Raw genomic sequence first — 22,894 nt, 5'->3', positions numbered from 1 at the left:
CATTTTCTGATATACTGAAAAAAAATTCAAGAATAACGAGGTGAGCCTGATGCCACGCAAGCGCACCGGCGACAAGCCGGCTGAAATTCTCAGCTTTATCCGCGAACGACTGCGGACCAACGGCTATCCCCCTTCCATCCGCGAGATCGGCTCCGCTGTCGGACTCAGCTCCAGTTCCACAGTCCATGGCTACTTAAACCGTCTGGAAGAAGACGGCCTCATCCGCCGGGATCCTACCAAGCCCCGCGCTATTGAACTTGTTGCCGAATCTCCCTGGCGGCAAAAGGAAATGATTCCCGTTCCTTTAGTAGGCCGTGTTACCGCTGGCTTGCCCGTTCTGGCGGAAGAAAATATTGAAGATACGTTTCCCTTGCCCGCATCCTTATTAGGCCGAGGCAACGAGGACCTGTTCATGCTCACCGTCAGCGGCGAGAGTATGATCAATGTCGGTATTCATGACGGTGACTTCCTCCTCGTCCGCCCCTGTGACAGCGCCAAAAACGGCGATATTGTCGTGGCCTTAGTCGACGGCGAAGAAGCCACCGTCAAGCGCTTCTGGAAAGACGGCAAGCAGATTCTACTCAAACCGGAAAACGACGCCATGGAGCCCATCCGTCCAGAGCATGTGGACATTCTCGGCCATGTAGTCGGCCTGTTCCGTAAATTCTGAGGAGGGAACGGAACTCAGAGTAACTGAGGAACAGAGAAAAGCCAGAGAATACGGATTGAACAAAAGTCGCGAGAATACCAGAGGACACCACAGAGGGTTTTAGAAATTTGTATTTGAAATTACAAAAATCTCCTTGCCTGCAGTTTTTCACCTGCGAGCAAGGAGATTTTTTATTGGAGCAAGTGCTTAAAGTCCGTACCCTCAGCACGCCCTCCGATTACTCCGGTCCTCTTGTTCGTTCCTCGTTATTTTTCGTTCAGGGTCACTTCAAAGGATACTACTCTCACCGCATCCGGCAATAATTCCGGGTCCTCAGAAGATACTTTCACTCCGTCGCCGTAATACCCGCGTGGCAGCTGCCGCACCGGGGCCAAGCGCAGGCACAAGCCTTTTTGCTGAATCAGCCTTCCTTCCTGACGCACCGGAATATAGCCGCCGTAGTCCCAGCCGAAACCGACAATACGGAAAGGCTGGCCGTTCAAACGATTCAGCTCTTCCAAGGGCGTACCGACGGTAATATTTTCCGCCGTCCGCCAAGACGTTCCCTCTTTTTTCACCCAAGCGTGCGACAACACCTGCCCGTATTGATTGTTCCGCCAAAACAAGATTATTTCGTTAACACTATAAGGATAAATGACCGATACATCCCGTTTTTCAGTTCCTTCCGCCACATAAATGGTCCTGCGCTGCACCTGCTCAGCGCCAAACAACTGCAGCAAATCTTCCTCTTTAGCCGAAGCTCTGATCGGCCCTAATCGTTCATAGGGCAGACACAACCAGTCATTTTCTACTGCCACCGCCGCCTGAACTACGAAAACACTGCCGCCCAAAATCGCAAAGCCTACAAGCAAAATCGCCAGCCGCCACCATTTTTTCATCGGTCCGCCCCCTTTTTGATTTCATACTTTCACTATACTACAAGAAAAGCGGCTTTTTAAGCCGCTTTTCCATTTTTTACAAAATATTCATTTTGCGCCATGACGATGGTTCAAAAACAACGAAGCACTTTTTAAACAAGAGTAGAGGGAGTCAAGGGAGGGTACGACTGAGGGCTGCGACGGCGGCTGCCATTGTGTTTGAGACTTTTATTGGAGTAAGCCGGTCCGCAGGACGGAAAAACCGGCTAAGGGGGATCACAGTTTCGCCTGTTTGAGCACAGCGAGTTAAGAAACTGCCGACTTAGCCAGTTTTTTCGAGGTGCGCGCAAATCTTGTATCAAACACAATGGCCGCCGCCTTTTTATTCAGGCTCGCTCCCCCCTTAACGTCATTGCCTTTCCAAGCACAACAGCTTATACTTTCAGCCATAGTAAAAAATCTCCTTGCCTGCAGTTTTTGAAACTGCGAGCAAGGAGATTTTTCGATTTAAGGTTTGCGGCCAGAGACAATAATGCAGCCTGCCGCCAAGAGGCGCACAGCCGGCTTCTTCATACCCGCCGCCAGCGCCCGGGAAAGAGCAATTTCCTGCTCCGCCAAGTCTGTTCGGCCTGCTTCATTCCAAGCTTTAGCTCGCTGAGCCGTGTCTTTTTCCAGCGCTTCACACGCAGCCGGTACCAACTCCTGATACCAGGCGTCTTTTTCCAACAGTTTCAAGGAAGCTTCGTAGGTTTTACCGCAAGCATCCTTCCAATCCTCAACGCCAATTACCTCATGAAGCTGTTTGACCCGCCCCTTAATCAAGTTAATATCACGGGCCTTGCTAAAGGGCTGATCTAAAATTTCCAAAAGCTCCGGATGGCGCACACGCCGTCCTTGCTGATCCAAATATAACCGCACCGTCAACGGCGCCAAAAAGCCATCCGCACGGCGACGGAGCGTTTTCCACAAACGTTCCGGCAGGCCCAACTTCTTTAAAAAGCCTTTAACAAGCTTCATATCCGCTTCCAGCGTATATTCATAGCAAAACCCAGCCCATTCATCGCCTTTTTCCTCGCTCCACCGCGCCTCCGGACGCCAAAAAGCAAAAGTTTGCCCTCGGTCATCCCAATCCAAGTAGCGCGACACCGTATCCAAAAAAGACTGACCTGAACGAACTACCGCAGCTTCTGGAATCTGCAAAGACTCGCTCCGGTCATACGGCAGCGGCCGCTGCAAATCTTCTTGCATGCGGCTGAGCCAATCAAAGGGCATCAACACCGTATCGCTTGTTGCGGTATAACGAGGCCCTTGACGACCTAGCCCCAGCGCCATGGCAATCCAAGGTTCAAAGGCTTGACGCTGACCATCGCAATCATTATCATACGCGAGGGCCGCTTCGCCCCAACCAGCCGTCGCTTGCGCAGCCGGACGAGAGGCTTGCCATTGACCAAAAGCCTCTTCCAAGTTTGCGGCGGCATCTAAAAGACCTTCATAGCCTTCTTCAAGAAGCGACTTACGCACCAACGGCGTAGCTACCTTTCTCGCCCAGCCATCTATGTTGTGAAGAGACTGGCGAAAAAAAGACAACTCTTCTTCCAGTACCTCGCACCAAACATTGGCCAGAGAATAATCGCCGCCCGAACCGAGAACAACTACGGTTTGCAAAGTTTCCGAACGATTACGCCGTTCCACTCGCGACATGCGCCGTTCTAGACGACGCAAATCAAAGGGCAAATCAAAATGCACCACCATCTGGGCGTGACCCAAGTCGCAATAGTCTTCGCCCCGCGGATCCAACACCAGCACTTGGCAGGAAGCCTCATCCCGAAAGCGCACTTGCGCCGCTTGGACCTCGCGAACCGTTTGCGCCCGGTGCACTTGCGCCACGGCTTTAGCCCCCAAAAGCTTGCTCAATTCTTCAGTTACCGTCTGACAAGTGGCGGCAAAACGCGTAAAGATGGCCACCTTGCGAGCCTTCGGCAGCGTCTTGATATAGGCAGCCAATGAAGCCAATCTAGGTTCAGCTTCGTCAGAGTCGGGCGTCAATGCGTCAAGGCGCTGCAAGAGAGCTTCTTCTCCCTCTAACAAGGGCATCTTCCGACACAAATGCAGCCAAGTTTTCGGCAGCTCTTCTTCCAGCTGCGCCGGCGTCTGCCGTCCCAAACGGCATCCTACTAATTCTTTTAACAACTTGTAGCTGCTGCCGGCGCATTCCGCAAACGCCAAATATAGAACTTCCACCAATTGGCGATGCTGCGCCAGATCCGCATCGCTCTCCATCGCTTTTTTCATGAGCAAACGCCATTGTTCCAGCGTTTCTTCCAGTTCTTCCGCGGCTTCTCCCGCCACTTGCAGCACTTTTACCTTCCCGGTCTGTCGGCCTAGCGGCAATTCGACCCCGCCAATTTCCAACAAGCGCGGCTCTGCCTTTTTCCCCCAGAGCGCTGCCGCCTCCGGTAACTGTTCCAACGGATAGGCGTCTCGATCCACCAAGTGAAACATCGCCCAATATAAAGCTTCCTGTTCTTGCGAGGCCAATGGTGTTGTCAAGAGCACCCGCTCGGCCTGTTGCGCGACAGCCGCATAAAAACGGTAACGCCGCTGCGCCGCTTCGTCTTTCGTTAATACATCCGCGGCCACAAGTTGCGCGTCATCAAAAACGACCAAGCCTGGGCGCTGCTTCAAAACAAAGTCTTTAGCCGTCACCGCCCGATCAGCGGCAATCAGCTTTAAGCGCGGGTCGTTCGGTTGCAAGTAAAAATGTTTACGCAGCATTTCTTCCCAGAAAGCAACCATCAGCGGAGGCACCACCAACAACACTTTGCCTGCAGGGTCATCCAGCAAAAATTGGCGCACCACCGCACCGGCAGCTATCGTTTTCCCCCAGCCAGGAGGCGCTGCCAGCACCCGCCGCTGAGAAACGCCGCTAACAAGCTCCCACACCGCTTCAATCTGTTCTGGAACTACCTGTACTTTGGCGGACAAAAGACCTGTAACGCCTCGTGTCGCCGCTCTCTGTTCTAAAAGCCCTCTCACAAAAGACGCCCTGGTTTCACGCAAAAAAGCCGTCTCTTGCAGCGTTTCCGCCAGCATGGAGACTGCGTCTCCAAGAGGCCGGTTCCAGCGCACATACACATCTTCCGTCGGCACAGGCAACATGCGCAAATTGCCCGGCAGCGTCCCTTCCGGAAATTTCACTTGATATTCGCCGCTGGCTGCGTCAAATTGTTCTACCCTGCCTGCGTACCAACGCCCCAGCGCTTCTATGTATACAAAGCAACGCGTTTTAGGCTGCAACCGTCCTAATGGACGAAGCGACTCAAAAGGGATTTCTACATCCTGGCGACTAACAGGCGAAGAAAAGAACTCCACCACCACGCTGCCTGCTCGTATATCCTTGATTTTCCCAGTCCCCAGAACATTGCCGGCTTCCTTGACAAAATACCCCTTTTTTAGCGCCTGCATCTCCTTCACGCTCATATATTTCTATTCCTCCTACTTACTGCTGCCACGCCTTCGACCCCTTTCATTTTTTACCAGTCACGTATAGATAGAAAAAAGGCCCACTGCCGTGGACCCATTACGACTTGTCATCGTTCAGGACGATTTGCCCGGTTTTCCCATTATACTACTCCCCCGAGGGCGAAACAACTCCCACGGCGGAAAAAAACAGGCAGTCTGAAAATGGCAGACAAACTGTACAAAACACGCCCGCAAGAAATACATAAGAGAACCGGAGAATCTGAGGGCATAGCGAAGGATACGCCACTCAGCAGCAGAGAAAAGCCAGAGAGTACTAAGATTAAATAAGAGTCGCGGGAGTCGCGGAGGGTACGACGAAGAGTTACGGAAAATAAAGTTATGCCGCCATTTATACAGAAGCTCCTGTCCCTTGAAAAACCCTTTCGCGTATTTCGTGTATTTCGCGGTTCGTTACTAACGCCCCGCCAATTCATCTTATAAATTCTGGCATATCAAAAGACACAGGCCCCAGCTTGCGCCAGAGCCTGTGTGTCTTTACTGTTTTCAATCCCTCAGCGTAACCCTCTGGTCACTCTGGTTCTCTTGTTCGTAAATCTCTCGTTCCGCTTAAAACGGCTTTTGGTAGAAGAAAGGCATATAGCTTTGATAGCCGATGTCGCGGAAATTCAAGATAGCTTCCGTACCGCCGACGAAAAGAACGCCGCCCGGCTTCAACGCTTCTAGGAAACGTCGATATAGAGCGTCCTTGGCTTCTTCCGTAAAATAAATTACTACATTACGGCAAAGAATAAGATCAAAGCCGCTCTCAAATTTATCCAGCAGCAAATTGTGTTTCTTAAATTCCACTCTCGAACGGATATCAGGGACCACTACATAGCGGTCGCCTTCTTTCGTAAAATATTTAGAAGCTCGATGGGTGGAAATATTCTTGTATTCGTTCGCGCTGAACTTGCCTTCCCTGGCCTTACCCAACACCTCTTCATCCAAATCCGTTGCCAAAATGCGATGCCGCGCATTAGGCGTTAAATCGGCTAAGATCATGGATAGCGAGTAAGGTTCCGCCCCCATAGAACAACCGGCGCTCCAGATATTGAGTTTCGGACTGCGCTGCAGCAAGTCTGCGAGCACCTTTTTCTCCAATTCCTCAAACTTCTCCGGCGTCCGAAAAAATTCCGTCACGTTAATAGTGATGTACTCAACAAATTCTTTGTAAGCTTTCGGATCTTTTTCCAACTGAGAAAAAAAAGCGGTATAGCTGCTATGACCGTGACGAGTCATCAAGTTCGTAATGCGCCGTTGCATCTGCGCCCGTTTGTAATAATTCAAATCAATACCGGCTTTGGCATTAAATTTCTGTTTAAACGCTTCCCAATCCTGTTCCATTTGGTCCATCCTGCCGCCTCCGTTCGTATTGCAATCATTTAGTTTATCGTACCATGAGCTTTTCATTGCCGCAAGAAGCAGTCAAGCTTGATAGCGTCTCGGCACCCGTTTCCCAACCATGCACACAATTTCATAAGGGATCGTCCCCAACCAGGCGGCTACTTCTTCCACGGTCGGCCCTGCCGCCCCAAAAAGCAGCGCGGTTTCTCCGACCGCTATCTTCGACTCTGCGGGCAAGGCCACCATGCACTGGTCCATACAAATCCGCCCTACTATCGGCGCCCTCAGCCCGCCTAAAGAAACCGCCGCCTTGCCGGCTAAAAGTCTCGTCCAGCCATCCGCATAGCCTACAGGCAAGGTGGCAATGCAAGTCTCCCGAGAGGCCTTATAGGTGCAGCCGTAGCTAACGGGACTTCCCGGCGCTATGCACTTCACATGACTGACGCAGGCTTTCCAGGACATTGCCGGTCTTAGCGGCAGGGAACGCTTTACTTCTTCCGACGGCCAAATTCCATACAGAATGATCCCCGGCCGTACCATATCCAAGTGATACTCCGGCAATTCCAGCGTAGCCGCGCTGTTAGCGATATGGCGGACGGCTACCTTGACACCGTAAGCGTCTATATTTTGCAGCGCCTCTTGAAAGCGCCGAAATTGCTCATGGGCGTAGCTCTTATCTTCACAATCCGCCGTTGCAAAATGCGAAAAAACGCCCTCCACTTCAATGCCAGGAAGCGCAGCTACTTGCGCCGCAAAAGATCCGGCTTCTTCCGGCTGAACGCCGATGCGTCCCATGCCGGTATCGACTTTCAGATGCACCACTGCCTTGCAGCCTAGTTTTTGCGCAGCGCACGACAATGCCTGCGCTGTTTCTAACGAATATACAGCGGCGGTAACCTTTTGCGCCACGACCTGCGCCGCTTCCTCCGGCGGCGTATAGCCTAGAATCAGAATGGGAACTTCAATACCGGCCTGCCGCAATTCGACCGCCTCTTGTAGCATCGCTACCGCCAGGCGATCCGCCCCGGCTTCCAGCACTGCTTTTGCCACAGGGACAGCGCCATGCCCGTAGGCATCAGCCTTCACAACGGCGCAAAACTGCACTCCCGTGCGTAACGTACTGCGAATCTGCCGCACATTCTCTTTGATAGCTCCCAAATCCACTTCCGCCCAAACCGCCTGGCGCGTCATGACTACTCCCCCTTGACCTGCTGCTTTTTCCGGCGCACTTCGTCCTTGACCCAATTGAGCCAAGAACTCAACCCGGTTGTTTGCCCGCCGCGGCAGGAGGTTTTAAAAAGAAGGATGTCGCTATTGGCGCTTTTAATATCATGCTCCGCCAGTTCCATATCAAACGACGTATGCGGCAATAAATCCATTTTATTAATAACCGCCGCCTTCGACACATTAAAGGCAATCGGGTATTTCGCCGGTTTGTCGTCGCCTTCCGTCACGCTGAGAACTACGATCTTAGCATCTTCGCCGATATCAAACTCCGCAGGGCAAACTAAATTCCCCACATTCTCCACCAGCACCAAGTCCAGTTCGTCGAGGTTAAGAGAATTAACCGCCTCTTCCACCATCGACGCTTCCAAATGGCAGCCGCCTTCGGTGTTAATTTGAATTACCGGCACATGCAGCTGTTCTATGCGCATAGCATCTTTATCGGTAAATAAATCGCCTTCAATAACCGCCACGCGCAAACGCGCCTTAAGGGCGGCAATGGTATTTTCCAGCAGCGTCGTTTTGCCGCAGCCGGGAGACCCCATCAAATTCAACACCAGAATACCTTTTTCCGCAAAGCGTTGCCGCATGCGGGTCGCAACGGCTTCATTTTTTTCCAAGATATTGCTCATAACTTTGATTTCCATTTTAATCCACCTCCAGATATTCCACTTGCATTTCTCTGCCGCTCAACATATCCACCGCCAGAGAAGAACAATGAGCGCATACAAGCCCTCGTCCCTGTATTTCACATTCTCCGCCGCACTCTCGACAGCGCAGCCGAACCGGAACGCGTTCTATCAAAAGTTCAGCCTCCGCCGCCGGCGTCTGGTCCGCCACCGCTTGAAACGCCGTTAGAAGCGACGGTACATCCACCTGCGTATAGGCTCCGATTCGCAGCTTAATCCGACGAATGCTTCCTTGGCTTTCGGAAGCCTCCGCATGCCGCCGCACCACATCTAGAATTCCTTGAGCCAAACTGACCTCGTGCATCTTCTTCCTCTTCTTTCCCATCTGCCGTAATTTCGGCCTGCTACAGTCACTTGCTATGATTCTCCATTATACCCGCTTGTTTGCGGTTGGTCATCAATTTTCGCTAAAGGAAACGCCAATCTCAGTGCCCACAGGCACAGGCGTTCCCGGCGGCACATCCTGACTAACCGCTAAACCGCCTCCGGCGGGTCTGAAAAAGAGACCTTCCTTATGCAGCAACGCCGCTGCTTGCCGCATCGTTTTTCCTTGTAAATTGGGCATGCGCACCTGTCCCGCCGGCAACGGCGGTAAAGGCGCGGCCGGCGGCCTCGCCGGCTGCGGCGCAGAAGACGGCTTCTTCTTTTCTTCAGGAAGCAATACGCCGCTGGGCAAAATATTCAAGTACCGAAAAATTTGGCTAAAAATTTCACCAGCCACCGGTGCGGCAATCTGCCCTCCGTAATAAATACCCCGGGGATCGTCCAGCACTACCAACACCGCGATACGCGGATCTTCGACTGGCGCAAAGCCCGCAAAAGAAGCGATATATCGACCTTGGTAATAACCGCCGCCATCTTCACGCAATTTTTCCGCCGTTCCTGTTTTCCCGGCAATGCGGTACCCTTTAACAGCGGCTTTGCTGCCGCCGCCTTCAGAAACGACTTTTTCCAAAAGCCCTTTGAGCGTTTGGGCTGTTTCGGAACGAATCACGCGGCGCACAACTTCGGTAGCGTATGCTTGCTGCACCGAGCCGTCGCCATTTTGCACCTCTTTGATAATATGCGGCTTTAACAGCACGCCGTCATTGGCCAGCGCACTTACTGCCGTCACCAATTGCAGCGGCGTCACCGCAATACTTTGACCGATGGCCATAGTAGCAATATCAGAATCACGCATATCTTTAGGTTCAAATAAAATTCCCTCTTCTTCACCAGCCAAACCAATGCCGGTAGGACGTCCAAAACCGAACTCCCGCGCGTAGCGCGTCAGTCTCTCGCCGCCAAGGCCCAACCCAATTTGCACAAATCCTGTATTCAAGGATTGCTTAATAACTTCCTCTAGCGAAACCGCCCCATACGACTCGCCGCTCCAGTTTTGAATGCGCCTCCCGGATACTTCAATCATGCCATTATCCTGAAACCATTGCCCGGGATGGACGGTTCCTTCATTCAGGGCGGCCGCCACAACAATGCTCTTAAAGGTTGATCCCGGTTCATATACGTTGGCAACAGCCCGATTGCGCCACTCTCCCGGCCCGCCCTTCCAAAATTGATTGGGATTGTACGTAGGCCGGCTGACCATGGCCAACACATCGCCGGTCTTCGGGTCCATAACAATAGCGGTGGCTGCGGCCGATCCGGTGGCCGCCATGGCCTTATCCAAGCTCTGTTCCACAATAAACTGGATGTTTTGGTCAATCGTCAGCAGCACTTTACGACCTTCTTCCGGTGTTTTCAAAGAAAATACCGATTGAAAAATAGGCCGCCCCTGATTATCTGTAAAGATATTTTGCTTTTTCTTATTTCCTTTCAGCAATGTATCCAGTTTCGCTTCTAAACCTTCCAAGCCTTGATCATCGCTGCCCACAAAACCCAAGAGCTGCGCCGCTAGCTTATCATTGGGATAATAACGCTTATTTTCTTCCAGAAAACCAAAACCAGGCAATTGGTACTGCTTGATAAACGCCGCCGCTTGGGTGGCTACCGGCGCATCCATCCGCCGCTTTAGCCAAACAAATTTGCGTTCCGGCAGCAGCAAATCCTCTTTCATTTCTTTAGGGTCAATGCCTAAAATAGGCGCCAAACCGCCTACAATACTGTCGATGTCAGCTTGATTTTTGCGCAATTCATCCGGGTTTGCATATAATGATTTCGTTACTACGCTGACTGCCAGCTCATTGCCGTTTCGGTCGCAAATCGAACCTCGCGGCGACTGCATATCGCGACTGACCTCCAACTGGGCTATCGCCTTTTCCTTCATATCGCCGCCTTGAACCACTTGAATCCAGGCTACACGCCCTGCCGCTACTATCAACAACAGCAACAGCAGCAGCAAGCATACCGCCAAACGCAATTGCAACGGTTTTTTCCTAGGCCGCTGCGGCGGCCCGCCTGTTGTTTGGCCATAACCGTTTTGCGTTCCCTGTCTTCTATATCTTCGTTCACGTTCTACCATGCACTGTTTCTCTCCTATGTCCTTTGAAAAGTTGCCTAACTTTTATAATATTCTCCCTCTAAGAGCTTCTTACCTGCTTAGCGCTTTGGCTTCTTCCCGCGACAGACCGTCTTTTGTCTGCTATACTAACGATGAATAAGCCCCTCATGGAGGTATTACTATGTTTTTCGCCTGGCCCCAGTGGAAAAAAAATCTAGCCGCCCTGTGGTTCGCCCAATTCAGCGGCATGGGAGCCATTACCGGCGTTCTGGCCTTTCTCCCTTTATATGTTGAACAATTAGGCATTAGCGATCCGGCCGCTCAAGAATGGTGGGCCGGGCTTCTTTTAGGGATCGCGCCGCTATTTGCCGCTATTTCCGGCCCCCATTGGGGCTCCTACGCAGACCGCAAAGGCCGCAAGCTCATGCTAGAGCGCGTAACTGTCGCTTTCTTTCTAGTCATGCTAGCAATGGCCTACGCCAGCTCTGTCTATGAAATGCTCGTACTGCGAGCCTTGCAGGGACTATTCGGCGGCTTCACCGCAGCCGTACTGGCTTTGGTCACCAGCATCACCCCGAAGGAACACATTGATTTTACCATGAGCGTATATCAAACCGCCATGATTGCCGGGGCCGCCTTTGGTCCTCTTTTTGGAGGCTTTATCGCTGATACGCTCGGCTATTCCGAATCCTTCATGTCCTTTGCCGCCTTATCCATCTTGTCTCTGATTATTATTCATCTAGGCGTACAGGAAGACTTTCAGCCGCAAAGCTCCGCCAAACGCCCTTCCATAGGCAGCCAAATTCGCGCCATGATTGCCATCCCCGGACTGCGAGCTATGCTGGTAATTATGTTCCTCATTCAATTTGCAATTCAGGTCATTTCCCCCATTTTGCCGTTATATGTGCAGCGCATGGCTGTAGACCCCGCCTATGTAGCCAGTGCCGTCGGCGCGGTTGTGGCAGCCGCCGCGCTGGCCAGCGCGATTTCCTCCGCCGCCATGGGACGCCTCAGTCAGTATTGGCGCTATGAAACAACACTGCTGGCCGCCAGCCTTCTAAGCGCATTCTCTTTTGTCCTGCAAGGCTTAGCTGGAAGCGTACTTTCTTTAGGCCTGGCCCGAGCTCTGGGCGGTCTCTTCATGGGAGCTATGCTCCCAACAGTCAACGCTCTGGCGTATCTACTCATCCCTCCGGACCAGCGCGGCCTAGCCTTTGGCGTCACAAGCTCCGCCGCTCTCGTCGGCAACATGATCGGCCCCGTAGTCGGCGGCTTTCTCGCCATCACCCTAGGCTCCAGTTCCGTCTTTTGGACAACAGCGCTGCTTTTCCTGCTATTGACTAGTTGGATCTACGTACAAAAAGACCGCTTACGGCAAAGAAATTAGCAATCCTTTTAAAGTCTCGCTACGGCAAAAAAGCGAGACTTTTTTCATAAAATACAACCAGGTTCTCGGTCATTCCGAGCAGGGAAACGTAGTCCTGTGTAGAATTGCAAAAGTATATCCACGCAACATAAACATTCCTCGTACGTTAAAAGACTGATATTGACAGGAGGACAGCTTCCATGGAAGAAAGCGATTATTTTCAGCTGGTATTTTATGGTTCCTCCGTTTCTTTTATTAGCGCTTATTTTTTTCAATCTTGGTTGTTATACCGCTTATCCTTAAAATTCAACACCGATGCGGACTGGGTGCCGCACCTGATTCCAGGTTATGCCCTGGTACTTCTTTGCCGCCAATTGGGACTGTCGCCCTGGCTGGCGTTGGGCTTATTTTTCCCTATAAGTTACCCCTTCTTCGCTCCCTATCTCTTTTACCGTCTGGCTAAAACGCTTTACAAGCGTCCCTATTGGCTATGGTCCCTGAGTTTGACGCTTTTGCCGCCGCTTTTTGTCTTTCCGGCTTTAGACGATTCGCTCCCCGGAGAAGAACCGCAAGCGGCGCACGAATTTGACGAAGAAACAGCGGAAGCCTTCACAACCACGCCGCCTCTATCCACGCCACCGGAAGCTCCCGCCGAGGCGGCCCTTAGCGGCGCCTCTTCTCCTTCCCTTGCACAGGCCAAACCGCCTGAACTGCCAGTCTCCATTCAAATACAGCTTCTAGTGCCGGACAATCAGAAACCGCCTTGGCTGCTGCCCTTAGAAGGCTTAGCCTTGGGCCGAGATCCGCAAGCGGCGCAAATACTGCTTGACGATCTTCAAGTCTCCAAAGTTCATGCCCGTCTGTTGCCCAACCTAGGGGACGGCGCGCCGATATTGCTGGAAGACTTGAAATCAAAAAATGGCACGTATTACCAGCGGCCAGACAGTCAGCACTGGTACAAGGCCGTACCGCACCTAAAGGTGCTGCTCCCTTTTAAAAGCAAGATTCGCATCGGCGAAAGCGTCTTTTTGCTGCTTCCCGGACAAAACCAAGCTTTAACTGCAGACCAAGAAGCTGCGCTAGCAAAAAAAGCAAATGAATCTACTCTTTGAAAATCCGAGGTATTTCAATGAACAACTCATTTTCACGCACATCCCTGCAGCACGCCCGTGAGCTGCTGCGCTACCTAGGCCCTGGAATTTTAGTTACCGTTGGCTTTATTGACCCCGGCAATTGGGCCTCTAATGTCGCCGCCGGCGCTGACTACGGTTATCTGCTGCTTTGGATGGTCACACTCTCCACCATCATGCTCATCCTATTGCAGCATAATGTCGCTCATTTAGGCATTGCCACAGGTCTCTGCCTCTCCGAAGCGGCTACAAAACACCTGCCGCCCTGGCTCTCTCGACCGCTTCTTTCTTCCGCCGTATTGGCGTCCATTTCCACCGCCATGGCGGAAATTTTAGGCGCTGCTATCGCTTTTAACATGCTCTTCGGCCTCAGCATTCGCGACGGCGCGATTCTTTCCACATTGGGAGTTTTGTTCATGCTGGGCACCAATTCCTACAGACGGCTGGAAAAGTGGATTATCGGCTTTGTCTCCATCATTGGCCTGTCTTTTCTCTTTGAGCTCAGCCTGGTAGATATTTCTTGGTCCAGCGCCGCCGCCGGCTGGGTTACTCCCGTCATTCCCGAAGGCTCCTTGCCGGTAGTCATGAGTGTCCTCGGCGCCGTAGTCATGCCGCATAACCTTTTTTTACATTCTGAGATCATCCAAAGCCGACAATGGAACCTGGAAAATCCGGTAATCATCCGCAAGCAGCTTCGTTTCGAGTTCTTGGACACGCTCTTTTCCATGATCTTAGGTTGGGCTATTAACAGCGCCATGATTTTGGTCGCCGCCACCACCTTTTTTCAGGCAGGAGTCGCTGTTGACGCTCTTGAGCAAGCCCAGGTTATGCTAGAACCGCTCTTAGGAAGCCACGCCGCCCTCGTCTTTGCAGTAGCTTTGCTCTTTGCCGGTTTTTCCTCAAGCATTACCGCCGGCATGGCTGGCGGCTCCATTTTCGCTGGCATTTTCGGCGAAGCCTACGACACTGCCAGCAACCAAACCCGCGCTGGCGTCTTACTGACACTGATCGCAGCGCTAATCATCATCTTTTTCGTTTCCGATCCCTTCCAAGGCCTTATTTATTCCCAGATGCTGCTGAGCATCCAACTGCCCTGGACGATTTTTCTGCAGATCTATCTAACCTCTTCCAAAAAGGTAATGGGCGACTACGCCAACCGCCCTACCACTAAATGGCTGCTGCTGCTCGTGGGCGCTATTGTCAGCGTCCTCAACATCATGCTGTTGTACAGCTATTTGTAAGGAAACAAGAGTAGATGCATCTCATAAAAAAGAGCGCTCCGATGCAATGCATCGAAGCGCTCTTTTTCAATCTCACGGCTGCAGCAGCTTCACCGCTCGCACATAGGCGGCGATGCCTTGCGCCACTTTTTTGGCCTCTTTCATAGCTAGCACCACGGTTGCCGGCTGATGCACCACGTCACCGCCGGCAAAAACGCCTTGGCGCGTGGTCATGCCGTAGGGCTTTTCCTTAGTGATAACATACCCAGACGGCTGAACCTCAATACCGGTTGTCGAAGACACAATGCGCGCCGCCGGACGAGATCCGATCGCCAAGAGCACCTTGTCCGCCGACAGAATTTTCACCCCACCATCCTGTTCCACCTCAAGGCCGGTCAGACGTCCCGCTTCTCCCACATAGGCTTTAGGAGCTGTTTGCCAGGAAAATTCCACCCCTTCCGCCAGCGCAGCCTCATACTCCGCCTGGAGGGCTGTCATTTCCGCTACGGTTCGCCGATAAACAACGCCTACCCGAGCCGCCCCTAGACGCAACGCCGTCCGCGCCGCATCCATAGCCACATTGCCAGCGCCAATTACCAGCACTTGCTCTCCCTTGGTCACGGGGACTTCTCTTTCTGGAAGCTCCCCTTCATGGCACAAAGTAGCAGTCCGCAAGAAATAGCTGGACTGCACAATGCCTTGGAGCTCCTTGCCCGGCAAATCCAATTCCTTCGCCAAAGCCGTACCGGTACCGATAAAGATAGCATCAAATCCCTGCGCAAAAAGCTGGTCTACGGTCACATCAACGCCCACCAAGCAGCGAGTAATAAAGGTAACTCCCAACGAAGCAATGCGCTCCACCTCGCGACGCACTACCTGCTTTGGTAAACGAAACTGAGGAATGCCGTATAGCAGCACCCCGCCAGCTTCTCCTTCAGCTTCGTACACCACCACATGAAAGCCTTCCTTAGCCAAATCGCCGGCGACGGTCAGTCCCGCAGGACCGGAACCAATCACCGCTACTTTACCTTCTGTTTTCAGCGGTATTTGGCGACGTTCCAGATTCATTTCCGCGTCAAAATCGGCCACAAAGCGTTCTAATTTGCCAATAGCGATGCCCTGGCCTTTTTTCATCAGCACACAATGCGCCTCGCACTGCTTCTCATGCGGACAAACGCGGCCGCAAACGGCAGGCAAATTGCTCCTCAGCGCCAAAATATCCCTAGCATCGCCTATGTTTCCTTTGGATAACGCCTGAATAAATCCAGGAATATCATTTTCAATCGGACATCCTGTGCGACATAACGGCTTGGGGCAGTTCAAACAACGCCGCGCTTCCGCGATGGCTTCTCGGGTTCCCAGCCCCGCGTCAATCTCTTCAAAATCCAAAGATTTTGGGGAACTCCATTCCTCATTTTTCTGCATAGAGGTTCTGCTCCTTCCGTTTTCTACTTGCAAAAACCTTTGTCCATGCTTTTCAGTATACCGAAAGCAACTGCTATGCCTAGAAAAAATAAGTATTTATGTTTAAAAGAACCATTTCACATGCCTTGGCGCACAAACACTTTCGTATCATAGAACGTGCTTCCCGCCGCTCGATCTGTCAAGCGCTGCGAGGTCAAGGCGTTCACCGTATTCGAACCGGGCGCATCCGCCAGCTTCCACACGCCTTCGGCCACCACCACCCCTGGCTGCGCTTTGTCCGTCACCGCCAGCGTAAACAAAACCTTCCCGCGTTCATTCCAAGCTTCCACCAGCATCCCGTCCTGCAGCTTTCTTTTCGCAGCATCCGCCGGATGCATCAAAAGGCTCATCTTCCCCCGCAGCTGCATCAACCGCGGCTGTTCGCGAAAAGAAGAATTGAGTCCATACACGCTCGGCGCCGTCATCAGCCATAAATCTCCCTCGTCGCTATGAGGCGGCAGCCAGCGGGGCAACGGTTCTTGTTCCAAAGGATTCCACACTTCGATTTTTCCAGAGGGAGTAAAATATTGCAGCTTGTACTCCGCAGGAAGCGGCAGCTCCGCAAATTCTCCCTGGCGGATTTTTTCTACTCCCGCCGCTTCCAGCCAAGGAGTAGGCCGTTCCAAAACGGCGTCCACCATCTGTACCGCTGTTTTCTCATACAAATCGGCAAAGCCCATGGCTTCCGCAAGCAGTCGAAAAACATCCCAGTTCGATTTTGCTTCGCCTACAGGATCAATGGCCGCCGGCGAACGCTGTACAAAGTAATGCCCGTAACAGGTAAACAAATCGTCCTGCTCCAACGACGTTGTCGCCGGCAGAACAATGTCCGCAAAAAGAGCGGTATCCGTCAAAAAGCGTTCATGCACCACCGTAAATAAATCGTCTCGCCGCAAACCGGCCAGCACCTTATTTTGATCCGCCACCACCGCTGCAGGATTGCAGTGGTAGACGTACAAGGAACGAACCGGCGGCTCCATTTTGGTCAGAGCGTCTCCCAATTGATTAATGTTGATGCTGCGCGTCGCCGGGTTTAAAAGATCCGGTCTCAAAACTACGTCTTTATCGACAGCAGCGCCTGTACTGAGATCGCCATAAGCGCCGCCGCCCAAATGCCGCCAAGCGCCCAGCCAGGCAGGCACGCAAAGAATAGCCCGTATAGTCATGGCGCCGTTGCCATAGCGCGTCATGCCGCTGCCCATGCGGATTAAAGGCGCTTTCGCCCGCCCTAAAGCCTGCGCCAGCTCCAGCTGTTCTTGCGGCGTCACGCCGGTTAAAGCCGCCACCTTCTCCGCCGTATAATCCGGCAGCGTCTCCTGGCGCAGCTTCTCATATCCTTGAACATGCTCTTCTAAAAAAGCTTCATCGCTCAAGCCTTCCTCGTCAAGCAGCCGCACCAGCCCCAAAGCCAACGCGGCATCACTGCCAGGCTGCAGCCGAATGACCCGATCCGCCACCGCCGCCGTCGGCGTTTCATACGTATCGATCAGCCAGACCTTAGCGCCTTTTTTCTTAGCCTGTTGGACAAAATGAAGAAAATGCACAGACGTAGCCGCGGCGTTAGCGCCCCAAATGACAATCAAATCACTATGCGCCGTCTCCTGCACCCGCATCCCTTTGGTACCGCCCATAATAGCCCGCCAACCGTAATCCTTGGCCGGCGAGCACAGAGTGCGCTCCAATTGCGACGCCCCCAAGCGATGAAAGAAAGCATGTCCGGCGTTTCGCTGCACCACGCCCATCGTCCCGGCGTAAGAAAACGGCAAAATAGCTTCGCCGCCGTACTGCGCCACCAAGCCGCGCCACTGTTCGGCAATACTCGCTATCGCCTCTTCCCAGGAAATCGGGGTAAAGGCGCCGCTCCCCTTAGCGCCAGTGCGCCGCAATGGCGTCAAAATCCGTTCTGGCGAATATACAGTCGCCGGATAATCCCGCATTTTCGGACAGAGTTTCCCCTGCGTAATCGGATGCTGCGGCTCACCAACCACTTCTATTGCCCGTCCGTTTTCCACCTTCACCAGCAGAGAGCAGGCATCGGGACAATCGTAAGGGCAAACAGAACGCTTATATTCTTGCATCATTTCACTTCCTCTCGCTTTTTACCGCATTGGCGAACACAAAAACCGTCAAAAACAGAATCCCCGCCCCCCAGAAAAACATGGCATCATACCCCAGATATTCTCCGGCAAAGCCCAACACCACCGCACCGCTGGCAATACCTACATCCATGAAGGATGTAAAAAAACCTAGCGCCGTCCCCCGATCTCGCATCGGAGTATGATCCACGACCAAGGCGTTCAGCACAGGGAAGTACGCCCCCAAGCCAAAGCCAAACAGCGCACCCGCCACGGCCAGATCCCACACGCTGGTCACTTGCGCCAAAAAGAGCATCGCCGCCGCCATAACCAGCATAAACGGCACAATCACCTTCTTGCGCCCGATCCGGTCAGAGAGCTTGCCGGCCACGGCTCGGCTGACGACGGTACTGACAGCATAGACGCTGAAAAAAACGCCAAAATCTTCAATGCCTCGCGCCGGCGCGAAAAGCGGTAAAAAAGTAATCACTACGCCGTAACACAAAGCGCCGCTCCATAAAGCTAACGAAGACGCCCATACCTCCCTGCGAGCAGCCACCTGCTTCAGGGGCGCTCCGGGCCGGCGCGACTCTTGGGTGGAACACTCCCGCAGCCCCGCCACAAACGCCCAGGCCACCAGCGCAATTGCACCGCCTCCCCAAACCAAACCGGCAAAATCATCTTGGCTGTATTTCATCCAGGCAACGCCTGCTGCAGGAAACACCGCCATCGAGATAATATTAGACAGGCTGTAATAGCCAATGACCTCGCCCCGCCTTTCTACCGGCGCTAAATCGGCGATATACGCGGCGGCAGCCGCTAAAAAAGCGGCATGTCCTAAACCGTGCAAAGCCCGCACGGCATAGAGAACATATACGTTATCCACTAAGGCATAAAGAAAAAAGACTAAAGAAAAGAAGCCTGCCCCCGCCAGCATTACCGGCCGCCGCCCGTAGGTCCCGGCCAACACGCCGCATTGCGGCCGAATCGTAACCGATGCAAACGTAAAAAAACCCATTACCAAGCCCACTTGAAAGGTCGAAGCCCCCAAGGCGGCAGCATACGGAGATAAGGTAGGCAACAGCAGATAAAAGCTGCCGAAATAGAGAAAATTCGCCGCCCAAAGGCAAATGAAGTTTCTCGACAAATAACGGAATCCGTCATCCTGCATGCGCCCGCCTCCTTTGCTTTCTTTGCTGTTTTTCGACATAGTTCCGCGCCATCCCTGCAGAATGACAAAGGCGCGAATTTTTGAACAAGAGTAGAGGGAGTAAATGGAGGGGTATAATCATCCCTTCCGTAAAAAAGGGCCGCGCTTTTAGCGCGGCCTTGGTTATTCTTCTTTAGCGGAGTTTTGCAGTTTTTCTTTTTTCTTTTCTTCTTCGATCGCCTGCATGCCCCTCTCCATGACCATCTGCGTGGCGTAGTAGCGCTGCTCTTCTTCGGTCATGTTATCGCCGGCGTCTTTCACCGACCAATATCCTTTGAGCAGGCTAAAGCCCAATTGCAGCAGCGAATACGCCAAACCGCAGAAGAAAAAGAGAAAGACCCTCTCAATTAAGGTTTCCGAGGGAATGGCGAACAAGACCGCCATAATCAACACAATAAACAAACCCCGTTCAAAAGTGGAAAGCGGCGGCGCGCTCATCGCGGTGCGCACCAGCGTCGGTCGCCAGGAAGCCTCTTCCCGGTTCATGGCCATACGCAGGGCCAACTGCCCTCCCCGGCTGCCCAGCCATTCTCCCAAATACAACATCACCGTCACCGCGGCGAAGTAAATTAACGTTCCCATGTTACCATTACCTCCTTAGGTCACCAAAAAGTGCGTTCTTGCACCTCATATCTTCTTATTATAAAGTAAGACTGTAAAAAAGAAAACGCCAGGTCCTTCCAAAAAAGGCCGGCCAAGGAGGTTTTCTCATGAAAGTAGTCGCCTTTAACGGCAGCCCCCACAAAGAAGGAAATACCTTTCATTCTCTGCAAGTTGTAGGCCAAGAGCTTAGTGCCGCCGGCATCGAGTTTGAAATCGTCCAGGTCGGAAGCAGTAGCCTCCGAGGCTGTACGGCCTGTAACGGCTGCGCCAGAAACAAAAACGAACAATGCGTTTTGCCTGGAGATGAGCTCAACAGTTGGATTCAAAAGATGAAAGAAGCTGATGGCATCCTCTTAGGCTCGCCGGTTCATTACGCTGGCATCGGCGCCACCATGAAATGCTTTCTGGATCGAGCCTTCTATGTGGCCGGTGTCAACGGCGGTCTGCTGCGCCACAAGGTAGGCGCCAGCGTTGTCGCCGTACGCCGCAGCGGCGGTAGCAGCACCTTTGACGCCTTAAACCACTATATCACCTATTCTGAAATGCTGCTCCCCGGCTCCAATTATTGGAACATCGCTCACGGCACAACGCCCGGCGAAGTGTTGCAGGATGAAGAAGGCTTGCAACTACTGCGCGTTCTTGGCCGCAACATGGCCTGGCTGCTCAAAGCGTTGGACGCCTCCAAAGAATTGGTTCCGCCGCCAAGTGCAGAAAAGAAAATCTTCACTAATTTTATCCGCTAACACGAGTTACGGAGAACGAAATGTTGAGCAAGCAAATGGAGTAAGCGAAGGTCTCCATAAATCAGCAGGTTCACAGCGTCAAAAGGCGCTGTGAACCTGCTTTTATTGCTTCTCCTCACCGGAAGAAATCTCCTCATCTGCAGGTATCTGCTCGATTTCGTCGAAATCAGCCCAGAAGAGCACTCCTTGCGGCGTGTTCTCTGCACCAAAGGCGTTGCCATGGGCTTCCTGGATGGCGCGGACAATGGACAACCCTAGACCGTGGCCGCCGTATTGACGGGTGCGAGCCTTATCTACCTTATAAAAGCTGGTCCAAATTTTATCCAGACTATCTTCCGGGATAGACTTCCCCGTATTCTCCACCTGGAGCCTCCAATGCCGCTCCGTCGGCTCCAGCCAAAGACGAACTTTACGCTCGCCATCAGCATGAGAAAAAGCGTTAGTAAGGAAATTAGTTATAATTTGCTCGGCCCCCAAGACGTCTCCATACACAAAGCAAGGGACTGCCGCATCCACGGTCAAATCAATCTCTTTTTCCGCTAACAAGGCTTTATATTTTTGAGCCACATCCACCGCCAAACCGGCCAGATCAAACTCTTCCCATTGCAAATGTCCGGCGCCGCTCTCCAATTGCGACAGATTCAGCAAGCTCTTGACCAGCTTATCCATCTTCTGCGCCTCATCGGCAATAACGGAGCAATAGTAACGCTGACTTTCCTCGTCGATAACCACATGTTCCTGCAAGCCCTCAGCATAACCCAGAATCAAAGCCAAAGGAGTCTTCAACTCATGGGATACTGCAGAAACAAAATCCTTGCGCATCCGATCCAAGCGTCGTTCTTTTTCCACATCTTCCTGTAATTGACGGTTTTGCTCCTGCAATCGATCCATTGATTCCCCCAACTGTTTTGACAAGTGATTAATGCTGCTTCCCAATTCCCCCAGCTCATCTCGGCGCTGGGTTGTCCACTTTTGGGAAAAATCGAGTCTAGCCATGCTCTGAGCAATACGATTCAGCTCTAAAATAGGAGCCGTAAAACGGCGGGAAAAAAGAAACGCCCAGCAGCTTCCCGCTAAAAGCGCAATCAAGCCTGCAAAAATCATAAACTGCGCTGCCAAATTTGCGCTTTCCGATATAGGAGCCAGCGGCTGTCTCACAATAAACGAATCGCCGTTAGGCAGCCAATGACGCCATACAAGAAAGTCAATCTTTAGATCTAAATCCTGCTGTGTTTCCACCACGGTATGCTCATCCACCCAATGTCGATCTTTATCGATATGCTTAGGCGGTCCATGCAGTTCCTCATTGGCATTGGGTCCTATGCTTCCGGTCATGCGCCGCACGCGCAGAGGACCAAAGGAAGTATATTTTACATTTTTATCCTTGTCCAAAATAACGACGCCAGCGCCCAAGGTACTTGCCAAACGCTCTAGCTCCAGTTCAATATGTTCCGGATCGCCGTCATATTGGTCCGCCACCGCCCGGCTGCTGACTAACAGAACCGACTCTTTTTGCCATAAGTAGTAACGCTCCAAGCCAAAGTCAATAACAATCCAAACAAGAATTCCAAAAAAAGACACCAGCGCTAATAAGGAAACAAAAAGCTTTGTACGTATGGAAACCATTAGCGTTCCCCCTCAAAACGATAGCCATAGCCGCGAATGGTTTGCACCAAGGCGGCTTGATCGCCCAGCTTGCCTCGCAAACGGGTAATATGAGTATCAACGGTACGCAAGTCTCCATAGTAGTCATAATTCCAAACTTGGTTTAAAATCTGTTGACGACTGAGCGCTTTCCCCCGATGTTCCACTAAATAGTTGAGCAGCTCATATTCCTTGGGACTAAGTTCCAACGGCTGTCCGTCAACAAATACCTGTCTAGCCGCCGCGTCAATACTAAGGCCGCCCGGCAGCATAGCTCTCCCGCCGCCATCCAAGCGGCGAAACAGCGCATTAACGCGAGCCGTCAAAATTTTGGGGCTAAAGGGCTTCGTCACATATTCGTCCGCTCCCAGTTCAAAGGCAAAGAGCTGGTCCATCTCTTCGCTGCGCGCTGTCAGCATAATTACCGGGATGTCGCTGGTACGGCGAAGCTCGCGGCACACGGTCCAACCGTCCTGTTCCGGCATCATTACATCTAAAATCACCAAATCCACTTTTTCCGTGCTCAACCGTTCCAGAGCCTGTCGGCCATCGCCAGCTTCTACTATCTGATAGCCTTCGCGCCGCAAAAAATCTCCGATTAGCTTGCGCATCCGCTCTTCATCATCCACTACCAAGATGGTTCGTTCCATATGACAACGCTCCTTTTGCATCTTCTACTACTTAGCATACGGTTCT

At 52.3% G+C, this 22,894-nt stretch carries 19 protein-coding genes; 5 read left to right on the top strand and 14 right to left on the bottom strand.

Annotation, left to right across the window (positions count from 1 at the left end):
* Window positions 1-49: 49 nt before the first annotated feature.
* Window positions 50-670 (top strand): transcriptional repressor LexA, encoded by a 621-nt coding sequence (lexA, locus tag C508_RS0101395; RefSeq protein ID WP_018701740.1) that lies wholly within the window; start codon window positions 50-52, stop codon window positions 668-670.
* Window positions 671-915: 245 nt separating this feature from the next.
* Here the strand turns inward: lexA and C508_RS19270 are convergent, their stop codons facing one another.
* The 8 genes from C508_RS19270 to C508_RS0101355 all read right to left on the bottom strand — a co-directional run bounded on the left by C508_RS19270 (window position 916) and on the right by C508_RS0101355 (window position 10,764).
* Window positions 916-1,548, bottom strand: a complete 633-nt coding sequence (locus tag C508_RS19270) for a hypothetical protein (protein ID WP_018701739.1) — start codon at window positions 1,546-1,548, stop codon at window positions 916-918.
* Between the two features lie 285 nt (window positions 1,549-1,833).
* Complete coding sequence (locus tag C508_RS20225; RefSeq protein WP_018701738.1) at window positions 1,834-1,977, bottom strand: hypothetical protein; 144 nt, start codon at window positions 1,975-1,977, stop codon at window positions 1,834-1,836.
* A gap of 57 nt (window positions 1,978-2,034) precedes the next feature.
* Window positions 2,035-5,007: a helicase-related protein gene (locus C508_RS0101380; protein ID WP_018701737.1), complete on the bottom strand. Its 2,973-nt coding sequence runs from the start codon at window positions 5,005-5,007 to the stop codon at window positions 2,035-2,037.
* 609 nt (window positions 5,008-5,616) lie between these two features.
* Window positions 5,617-6,402 carry a CheR family methyltransferase gene (locus C508_RS0101375; protein WP_018701736.1) on the bottom strand — a complete coding sequence of 262 codons (786 nt, stop codon included), beginning with the start codon at window positions 6,400-6,402 and terminating at the stop codon, window positions 5,617-5,619.
* 72 nt (window positions 6,403-6,474) lie between these two features.
* On the bottom strand, window positions 6,475-7,584 hold the full coding sequence (gene alr, locus C508_RS0101370; protein WP_018701735.1) for an alanine racemase: 1,110 nt from the start codon (window positions 7,582-7,584) through the stop codon (window positions 6,475-6,477).
* 2 nt (window positions 7,585-7,586) lie between these two features.
* On the bottom strand, window positions 7,587-8,264 hold the full coding sequence (gene hypB / locus C508_RS0101365) for a hydrogenase nickel incorporation protein HypB (RefSeq protein WP_018701734.1): 678 nt from the start codon (window positions 8,262-8,264) through the stop codon (window positions 7,587-7,589).
* A gap of 1 nt (window position 8,265) precedes the next feature.
* On the bottom strand, window positions 8,266-8,610 hold the full coding sequence (locus tag C508_RS0101360; protein ID WP_018701733.1) for a hydrogenase maturation nickel metallochaperone HypA/HybF: 345 nt from the start codon (window positions 8,608-8,610) through the stop codon (window positions 8,266-8,268).
* A gap of 93 nt (window positions 8,611-8,703) precedes the next feature.
* On the bottom strand, window positions 8,704-10,764 hold the full coding sequence (locus tag C508_RS0101355) for a penicillin-binding protein (RefSeq protein ID WP_018701732.1): 2,061 nt from the start codon (window positions 10,762-10,764) through the stop codon (window positions 8,704-8,706).
* Window positions 10,765-10,924: 160 nt separating this feature from the next.
* Between C508_RS0101355 and C508_RS0101350 the strand changes: the two genes are divergently transcribed.
* The 3 genes from C508_RS0101350 to C508_RS0101340 all read left to right on the top strand — a co-directional run bounded on the left by C508_RS0101350 (window position 10,925) and on the right by C508_RS0101340 (window position 14,480).
* Window positions 10,925-12,130: an MFS transporter gene (locus C508_RS0101350; protein ID WP_018701731.1), complete on the top strand. Its 1,206-nt coding sequence runs from the start codon at window positions 10,925-10,927 to the stop codon at window positions 12,128-12,130.
* A 179-nt stretch (window positions 12,131-12,309) separates the two neighbouring features.
* The gene (locus C508_RS0101345; RefSeq protein WP_018701730.1) at window positions 12,310-13,221 is read left to right on the top strand and encodes an FHA domain-containing protein; all 912 of its coding nucleotides are present in this window, start codon (window positions 12,310-12,312) and stop codon (window positions 13,219-13,221) included.
* 17 nt (window positions 13,222-13,238) lie between these two features.
* On the top strand, window positions 13,239-14,480 hold the full coding sequence (locus C508_RS0101340) for an Nramp family divalent metal transporter (RefSeq protein ID WP_018701729.1): 1,242 nt from the start codon (window positions 13,239-13,241) through the stop codon (window positions 14,478-14,480).
* A gap of 72 nt (window positions 14,481-14,552) precedes the next feature.
* Here C508_RS0101340 and C508_RS0101335 read toward each other — a convergent pair whose 3' ends face one another.
* From C508_RS0101335 to C508_RS0101320, 4 genes are all read right to left on the bottom strand, one after another.
* Window positions 14,553-15,884 (bottom strand): NAD(P)-dependent oxidoreductase, encoded by a 1,332-nt coding sequence (locus tag C508_RS0101335; RefSeq protein ID WP_018701728.1) that lies wholly within the window; start codon window positions 15,882-15,884, stop codon window positions 14,553-14,555.
* 116 nt (window positions 15,885-16,000) lie between these two features.
* Window positions 16,001-18,004: a molybdopterin-dependent oxidoreductase gene (locus C508_RS0101330; protein WP_039796486.1), complete on the bottom strand. Its 2,004-nt coding sequence runs from the start codon at window positions 18,002-18,004 to the stop codon at window positions 16,001-16,003.
* Window position 18,005: 1 nt separating this feature from the next.
* Complete coding sequence (locus C508_RS0101325; RefSeq protein WP_018701726.1) at window positions 18,006-19,169, bottom strand: MFS transporter; 1,164 nt, start codon at window positions 19,167-19,169, stop codon at window positions 18,006-18,008.
* 162 nt (window positions 19,170-19,331) lie between these two features.
* On the bottom strand, window positions 19,332-19,790 hold the full coding sequence (locus C508_RS0101320; protein WP_018701725.1) for a hypothetical protein: 459 nt from the start codon (window positions 19,788-19,790) through the stop codon (window positions 19,332-19,334).
* 128 nt (window positions 19,791-19,918) lie between these two features.
* On the opposite strand from C508_RS0101320, the gene C508_RS0101315 reads away from it, so the two are divergent.
* Complete coding sequence (locus C508_RS0101315; RefSeq protein WP_018701724.1) at window positions 19,919-20,554, top strand: flavodoxin family protein; 636 nt, start codon at window positions 19,919-19,921, stop codon at window positions 20,552-20,554.
* Window positions 20,555-20,656: 102 nt separating this feature from the next.
* Here C508_RS0101315 and C508_RS17520 read toward each other — a convergent pair whose 3' ends face one another.
* Both C508_RS17520 and C508_RS0101305 read right to left on the bottom strand, forming a co-directional pair.
* Window positions 20,657-22,180: a sensor histidine kinase gene (locus tag C508_RS17520; protein ID WP_018701723.1), complete on the bottom strand. Its 1,524-nt coding sequence runs from the start codon at window positions 22,178-22,180 to the stop codon at window positions 20,657-20,659.
* Window positions 22,180-22,848 (bottom strand): response regulator transcription factor, encoded by a 669-nt coding sequence (locus C508_RS0101305; protein ID WP_018701722.1) that lies wholly within the window; start codon window positions 22,846-22,848, stop codon window positions 22,180-22,182. Before C508_RS0101305 ends, C508_RS17520 begins: the two co-directional genes overlap by 1 nt.
* Window positions 22,849-22,894: the final 46 nt, after the last annotated feature.

Source organism: Anaeromusa acidaminophila DSM 3853, from assembly GCF_000374545.1.
Classification (GTDB): Bacteria; Bacillota; Negativicutes; order Anaeromusales; family Anaeromusaceae; genus Anaeromusa; species Anaeromusa acidaminophila.
This window is presented reverse-complemented; position numbering and strand designations above follow the sequence as displayed.